Below are 6,546 nucleotides of genomic sequence, written 5' to 3'. Positions count from 1 at the left end.
ACTGCGCCAACTCTGTGGGAGCTGGACTTGCCAGCGATCGAGCGCGAAGCGGTCGTAACCCAGGCACCGCCTGATATGCTGGCTACCTGCCAATGACAGTTGCTCACACCGATGTGAACAACATTGCCCATATTGTCGGACAATTGCGACAATGGTCGTCTGCGCCGCCCTCGCAGGATCGGCGACAATACCCGGTCAGGCTCTGCAGCCAGTCTCGGTAATAACAAGGAAAATGCGGTGAAACTCAGCGATATCGCGCGTCTGGCCGGTGTGTCCGTCACCACCGCCAGCTACGTCATCAATGGCAAGGCCGAACAGCAACGCATCAGCAACAGCACTGTCGAGCGGGTGCGGGCGGTGGTCGAAGCCCATGGCTTCACCCCCAACCCCCAGGCCGCAGGTTTGCGCAGCCGGCACACGCGTACCCTGGGGTTCATCCTCCCCGACCTGGAAAACCCCAGCTACGCGCGCATCGCCAAGCAACTGGAACAACGCGCCCGGGCCCAGGGCTACCAACTGCTGATCGCCAGCAGCGACGACCAGCCCGAGAGCGAGCGCCAGCTCCAGCAACTGTTCCGCGCCCGCCGTTGCGACGCGCTGTTCGTCGCCAGCTGCCTGCCGCCGGAAGACGACAGCTACCGCGAACTGCAAGCCAAGGGCCTGCCGATCATCGCCATCGACCGCAGCCTCGACCCGGCACACTTCTGCTCGATCGTCAGCGACGACCGCAACGCCAGCCAGCAACTGACCCGCAGCCTGCTGGCCACCAAACCCGCGCACATCGCCCTGATCGGCGCCCGCCCGGAGCTCAGCGTCAGCCAGGCCCGCGCCGGCGGTTTCGACCAGGCCCTGGAAGGCTTCAACGGCAAGATCAGCCGTCTGCAAGGCGAAGCCTTTAGCCGCGAGTGCGGCCAGCGCCTGATGAACCAACTGATCGAAGAACTCGGCCGCCTGCCCGACGCCCTGGTGACCACCTCCTACGTGCTGCTGCAAGGCGTGTTCGACGTGCTGCAAGCACGCCCGGCCGACTCGCGCAGCCTGCAGTTGGGCACCTTCGGCGACAACCAGTTGCTCGACTTCTTGCCGCTGCCGGTCAACGCCATGGCCCAGCAACACGGCCTGATCGCCGAAACCGCGCTCAAGCTGGCCCTCGCCGCTGTTGAACAAAAACAGTACGAACCCGGCGTGCACGCCATCGGTCGAACCTTCAAACAGCGAATCTTCACGGCCTAACCATGCGCCTGATCGACACCCACACCCATCTGGATTTTCCAGACTTCGACCCCGACCGCCCGGCCCTGCTGGCCAATGCCCGGGCCGGCGGGGTCGAGCGCATGGTGGTGCTGGGGGTGTATCAAAGCAACTGGCAGCGAGTCTGGGACCTGGTGCGCAGCGACCCGCAGCTGTACGCGGCGTTCGGCCTGCACCCGGTCTACCTCGACCAGCACCGCCCCGAACACCTGACCGAACTGGGCGACTGGCTGACCCGCCTGCAGGGTGAGCGCCAGCTGTGCGCCGTCGGCGAGTTCGGCCTGGATTACTACCTGCCCGAACTCGACCGCGAGCGCCAGCAGGCGCTGTTCGAAGCCCAGCTGCAACTGGCCGTCGACTGCAACCTGCCCGCCCTGCTCCACGTACGCCGCAGCCACGCCGTGGTAATCGCCACGCTCAAGCGCTACAAGCTCAAGCGTGGCGGCATCATCCATGCCTTTGCCGGCAGCGTTGAAGAGGCGCGCGAGTATCACAAGCTGGGCTTCAAACTCGGCCTTGGCGGCGCCGCGACCTGGCCGCAGGCGCTGCGCTTGCACAAGGTGCTGCCGCAGTTGCCGCTGGACAGCGTGGTGCTGGAAACCGACGCGCCGGACATGGCGCCGGTGATGTTCCCGGGCGTGCGCAACAGCCCGGAGCATCTGCCGCAGATTGCCCAGGCGCTGGCTGGGATCATGGGGATTGAGGTTGAGCGGTTGGCTGAGGTGAGTACGGGCAATGCCTGTGAGTTGTTTGGCTGGGCATAACCCTGCCGCACGCCTCACCCTTCCTTGCTGAAATACCGACTCGGCGCCGCCCCCAAGGCTTTACGAAAAACACTGGTGAAGGCACTGGGGCTACTGTAGCCCAGGTCCATCGCCACCCGGGTAACCGACTCGCCATTGCCCAGGCGTACCACCGCCGCCAACAGGCACGCCTGCTGGCGCCATTCGACAAAGCTGATACCGGTTTGCTGACGAAACAGCCGGGTGAAGGTGCGCCGGCTCCTGCCCACCTGCCGGGCCATGTCATCGATGCTCACTTCAAGCGACGGTTGCTGCAGCAGCCGCTGGCAAGCCTGGGCCAAGCGCGGATCATCCGGCAGCGGCGCATTCAGCGACAGCGGCGCCATGCTGGCGATTTCATGCAGCAGCAACGCCATCAAATGACCGTCGCGCTCTTCTTGCGCATACAGCGCCGGCACCTGCGCCGCCTGGATCATCAACTGACGCAAAAATGCCGAAACATCGAACACCTGACACAACTCCGGCAGCCCCAAGCGTGCCGCCGCCGCGTTGCTGATGTAGGTGTTGAGCATGGTCACCGGCCCGCTCATGACCATCTCATGGGGCACCTGCGCCGGCACCCAGATGGCCCGTTGCGGCGGCACCACCCAGTTGCCCTGGCGGGTGAACACGGTGATCACCCCACAGGCCGCATAGGCGAACTGCCCGCGCTGATGGGTGTGCAGGGCGAAGTGATGGCCATCGGCATAGTCAACGGCGGTTACCACCGCGTCGCGGGGAATGTGTTCATACGGGTCGATAGCAATCATGGCCCGAATCTAACGACCTACGACCCGATAGCGCAAGCGGGCCAGCAGCCGCATTGCGCATAGTTACGCCCTGCCCGCCTGTGGATAACAACACCATGCAACGAAAACACCTGCTGCTCGCCGTGTTGGTGACAGCCATCTGGGGCCTGAACTTCCCCATCAGCAAACTGGCCCTGACCGAGATCGACCCGCTGTTGCTCACCGCCCTGCGCTTTAGCCTCGCCGCCCTGCCCTGGGTGTTCTTGATCAAACGCCCGCCCGTGGCCCTGGGTTGGCTGGCCGCCTACGGCTTGATCTTCGGCGTGGCGATGTGGGCACTGATCAACCTGGGGATCAGCCTGGGCGTGCCACCCGGCACCGCTGCCCTGCTGATCCAGTTCAGTGCCTTCTTCACCTTGGGGTGGGGCGTGCTGCTGTTTCGCGAAGGCATGAGCCTTGGCCAGTGCGTTGGCGTGGTACTCGCCGCCCTGGGCTTGATCTGCATTATCGCCAACAGCCCCGGCCAGGCGACGACCGCGGGCTACAGCGTATTGCTGGTCAGCGCCTTCAGTTGGAGCCTGGGCAACGTCATCATCAAACGCTCGAAAGTGCGTGAGATGTTTGCCTTTGTGGTGTGGGCCAGCCTGTTCCCGCCGATCCCCTTGCTGCTGCTCACCTGGCTCAGCCAGGGCAGCGCGCCGTTCACCGCCCTGGCCAGCCATGTTGAGGGGGTCGCGCTGTTATCGCTGTTGTTCCAGGTCTACGCGGCGACGCACTTCTGTTACTGGGGCTGGAACCTGTTGCTGCGCGAGTACCCGGTTTCAACCGTTGCGCCACTGTCGTTGCTGATCCCGATATTCGGCATCACCGGCTCCATCGTCATGCTCGGCCACCACATCGACCGCAACGAAGGCATCGCCATTGCACTCATTCTGGCGGCCCTTGCAGCGGGGCTGATCAAGACTCGCCCGCTGTTGCGCCGAACGGTCTAGAACCAACCGCGATCATCTTCCAACTCCTGGCGACAGGCCTTGAGCTGGGCACCGTAGAGCCGCGACTGCGCCTCTACCTTGCGCGCCACCTGCATCAGCCACGGCTTGCTGCGATAGGTCCCACGACTAAAACCGCCGCGCCCTTCGTGATAGGCCAGGTACTGGTTGTAGGTATCCCACTTGGAAATCCCCAACTGGCGCTGGGTGCCGGCGGTGTACCAGCCAATGAACATGACCGCGTCATCGAAGTTATCGCGCGAGCCGCCATTGCCGGTACCGGATTTGTACTCGCCCCAGACCGGGTCCTGGGCCTGTGCATAACCATAGGCCGAACTCACCCGCCCCCACGGGATTACCCACAGCAAGTAATCGCGGGGCGGCAGCGCATCGGAGACGAAACTGCTTTCCTGCTTCATGATCGCCATCGCCACATGTTGTGGCGTGCCGAACTGCTGCTGCATCTTCAGCGAATCTTCGTACCAGTCCGGGTACTGGCGGTAGATATTGCACAGATTGTTCTGATCCCTCGGCGGCGCCGTGGCGCAGCCCGACAAGACCGCAACCATCAACATCAGCGCCCACACTCGCCCTTGTTTCATCCATCGCCCCAGCAGAAAAAAGAGGGCGTTAGTTGCCCTTCGTATATAACGCAGCGCCTGGACGGGCCAGGTTGCGGTGACCTCCTATGATGGCGTGGGTGATGGCAGGGTCACCAGAGAGGTGTTGTGGATTTGTAACGAATAGTCGCGAGAACGGTACTTTAGCGGCGGAAATCTTCAGAATTTCCTGATTCCATGTAGTCCATTTCCCAATCATACTTTTGCCGCTTTCAAAGCATTGCAGTGGTCCCGGTAGGACTCTAGTCTCGGCCGGTCGTTGGCAATTCCAGCGACCGGTTTTGACAGGCCGATTTCTGAGTTCGGACCACATGTACGTCGCTTTATGGCGGCTGTACGTGGGGCACACTTGTGTGCGCCGAGTTCCGATATCCTCGGTCTGTCAACCCGCGTACAGCTGCCACCCATTTGTTTGACAGCAGAGACGTGGCAGCTCCACCGATGTCGGAGTTTGTCATGCTAAAAATCGTCCCAGATCCCCCGCACCATCCCAACCAATCCCTTGAAGACCTTCTCGTCCAGACTTCCGGATACTTGGTCCGTGCGCTGACTATTGCTCAGCAGACAGTGCTGCTCCATCCCAGGCCACCTGAGCAAGTACTGACCTTGGCGACCATGCATGAGATCGAACACGCCCGAAGCTTGGTTGAAGTGGCTTTGAGCAAGGTTCAGTTGAAGCACTGAGTTTTTCAGGCGAGCGCCAGTGTTGCTTTGGCAGGGCTGGCTGCCTGCTTTGGGAGGTATGGATGAGCGAAGATCGTGCTTCAGTTCTGAAAACGATAGGCGTCGGCACCTTCGGCGAAGGCCCGAGCGGGAAGACTACTGAACGACTGTTTCGGGTTGAGCCGGGGCACAATGCAGGTTATGTGCTGGAGCAGGCGGCTTTGTTGATGGGGTGCGTGAGCAAGCTGACTCATCAAGTGATGATTGAAGAGGATGAAGCAATGGCTTGTGCGGCTCATTTTCTGAGTGGGATGGCGAAGGCGTTGGTTGAGGATTTGGCGACGGCGAATGAATCGCCTGGTCTTGTAGAAACCTCTTTGCCTTAGCATGGTCTGCTAACCTGCTGTGCCGTGGCTTGCGTAAATCTGAAACCCACTGAACGAAGTCCAATGAGTATGAATAAATCACCTCTTCTGCTTTCTTTGGCGCTGCTGCTGGCCGTGGGCGTGATGCCCGCACAGGCCAAACAGCGAGCCGCACTGAAAACGCCAGTGTCGGGCGTGCTCTGCGACCGTTACGTGTGCGCCAATGACAAAGGTATCTCCCGCGAGCTAACGGAAAAGTACCTAGGCAAAAAGGCAGCGACGACCGACGTATTCACATCGAGTGACGTCGACCTGACCGAGTTCACCTTCGCTAACGGGATTTTCTGCGACGTGAAAGAGCGACTATGTCGTGAAGATCGCTACTACGGCGCGAACGGGGAACGATCCGGGGTCATCTCTAAAAAATACACCAAGGCGTTGTTTGGCGAATGACCGAAAGGCGGGGGCCCTGCTTAAGGGGCACTGTTGGACGAGCCTAGTTACCCTCGCCAACACTGCCTCCCTCTTGCACTCAGCCCGTAGCTGTTCCTTTTCTCAAGCAAGCCCCTGCCTGCCCGAGTTCGAAAAATCTTCTCAAATTATCAAGAACATCGTACTCGGTTACTTTCTCGTCCTGAACCATGATGGCCTTTTGTTTAGTCAGCCATAGATGGCCTTCCTTATTTTTATTAGGTACTACAGAAATTTCGAAGCTCATCTTTGAGCTCCCCGGCACGGCGCCGGGTACCTTAGCGTGAGTGAAATTGAAAGTTAGTTCATTATCGCTGGTTGGCGAAGCGCTTTGCACGCTAGTAATAGGCATTTCAGCCTTTGCAGCTGATGGAAGCTTAGCGGAGTACGACAAGCTTCCATTGTGAACCTGCCTAGTTATTTCCAAAAAATAACTCTCATTGTCTTCCGCACTTGTCGGAATAGTGCAGCCTTCACCTTCAGTTATGAAATACGTGCCCTCGAATTCATACGATGGTGCTTTCTCACAGGCTACGAGGAACAGCGAAACTGTGCCGATTAATACTAACCTCCATTTTTTCACACTGGACACTCCATGAATTCCATTATCCGTAATACTTATCTATGGTACCACCTGAACATCCATTCTCAATCTC

Annotated in this window: 9 protein-coding genes; 6 read left to right on the top strand and 3 right to left on the bottom strand. The window is 59.9% G+C overall.

The features are described 5' to 3' along the window. The first annotated feature begins 237 nt into the window (after positions 1-237). Together cra and ABM562_RS08960 are read left to right on the top strand one after the other, a co-directional pair. On the top strand, positions 238-1,233 hold the full coding sequence (cra, locus tag ABM562_RS08965) for a catabolite repressor/activator (RefSeq protein ID WP_010220638.1): 996 nt from the start codon (positions 238-240) through the stop codon (positions 1,231-1,233). A gap of 2 nt (positions 1,234-1,235) precedes the next feature. After that, the gene (locus ABM562_RS08960; RefSeq protein ID WP_460421494.1) at positions 1,236-2,015 is read left to right on the top strand and encodes a TatD family hydrolase; all 780 of its coding nucleotides are present in this window, start codon (positions 1,236-1,238) and stop codon (positions 2,013-2,015) included. Between the two features lie 14 nt (positions 2,016-2,029). Here ABM562_RS08960 and ABM562_RS08955 read toward each other — a convergent pair whose 3' ends face one another. Further along, positions 2,030-2,803, bottom strand: a complete 774-nt coding sequence (locus tag ABM562_RS08955; RefSeq protein WP_460421492.1) for an AraC family ligand binding domain-containing protein — start codon at positions 2,801-2,803, stop codon at positions 2,030-2,032. A 95-nt stretch (positions 2,804-2,898) separates the two neighbouring features. Between ABM562_RS08955 and ABM562_RS08950 the strand changes: the two genes are divergently transcribed. Then, complete coding sequence (locus ABM562_RS08950) at positions 2,899-3,774, top strand: EamA family transporter (RefSeq protein ID WP_460421490.1); 876 nt, start codon at positions 2,899-2,901, stop codon at positions 3,772-3,774. Here ABM562_RS08950 and ABM562_RS08945 read toward each other — a convergent pair. Continuing rightward, positions 3,771-4,373 (bottom strand): transglycosylase SLT domain-containing protein, encoded by a 603-nt coding sequence (locus tag ABM562_RS08945; protein WP_460421488.1) that lies wholly within the window; start codon positions 4,371-4,373, stop codon positions 3,771-3,773. The two genes, ABM562_RS08950 and ABM562_RS08945, sit on opposite strands and share 4 nt — an antisense overlap. 474 nt (positions 4,374-4,847) lie before the next feature. Between ABM562_RS08945 and ABM562_RS08940 the strand changes: the two genes are divergently transcribed. The 3 genes from ABM562_RS08940 (at position 4,848) to ABM562_RS08930 (ending at position 5,872) form a co-directional block, all read left to right on the top strand. Further along, positions 4,848-5,075, top strand: coding sequence for a hypothetical protein (locus ABM562_RS08940; RefSeq protein WP_115085329.1), 228 nt, complete (start codon positions 4,848-4,850; stop codon positions 5,073-5,075). Positions 5,076-5,137: 62 nt separating this feature from the next. Further along, positions 5,138-5,440, top strand: coding sequence for a DUF3077 domain-containing protein (locus ABM562_RS08935; protein WP_460421486.1), 303 nt, complete (start codon positions 5,138-5,140; stop codon positions 5,438-5,440). A gap of 63 nt (positions 5,441-5,503) precedes the next feature. Continuing rightward, on the top strand, positions 5,504-5,872 hold the full coding sequence (locus tag ABM562_RS08930) for a YcgJ family protein (RefSeq protein WP_460421484.1): 369 nt from the start codon (positions 5,504-5,506) through the stop codon (positions 5,870-5,872). A 79-nt stretch (positions 5,873-5,951) separates the two neighbouring features. Here ABM562_RS08930 and ABM562_RS08925 read toward each other — a convergent pair whose 3' ends face one another. After that, positions 5,952-6,482 (bottom strand): hypothetical protein, encoded by a 531-nt coding sequence (locus ABM562_RS08925; protein WP_460421482.1) that lies wholly within the window; start codon positions 6,480-6,482, stop codon positions 5,952-5,954. Positions 6,483-6,546: the final 64 nt, after the last annotated feature.

The sequence above is a fragment of the Pseudomonas sp. ZL2 genome, assembly GCF_054788455.1.
This window is presented reverse-complemented; position numbering and strand designations above follow the sequence as displayed.

Excerpts from the sequence above, each read along its gene's own strand:
- ABM562_RS08940 (WP_115085329.1), top strand. The coding sequence starts at position 4,848 with ATGCTAAAAATCGTCCCAGATCCCCCGCACCATCCCAACCAATCCCTT.
- ABM562_RS08960 (WP_460421494.1), top strand. The coding sequence starts at position 1,236 with ATGCGCCTGATCGACACCCACACCCATCTGGATTTTCCAGACTTCGAC.
- ABM562_RS08950 (WP_460421490.1), top strand. The coding sequence starts at position 2,899 with ATGCAACGAAAACACCTGCTGCTCGCCGTGTTGGTGACAGCCATCTGG.
- ABM562_RS08955 (WP_460421492.1), bottom strand. The coding sequence starts at position 2,803 with ATGATTGCTATCGACCCGTATGAACACATTCCCCGCGACGCGGTGGTA.
- ABM562_RS08945 (WP_460421488.1), bottom strand. The coding sequence starts at position 4,373 with ATGAAACAAGGGCGAGTGTGGGCGCTGATGTTGATGGTTGCGGTCTTG.
- ABM562_RS08935 (WP_460421486.1), top strand. The coding sequence starts at position 5,138 with ATGAGCGAAGATCGTGCTTCAGTTCTGAAAACGATAGGCGTCGGCACC.
- ABM562_RS08930 (WP_460421484.1), top strand. The coding sequence starts at position 5,504 with ATGAGTATGAATAAATCACCTCTTCTGCTTTCTTTGGCGCTGCTGCTG.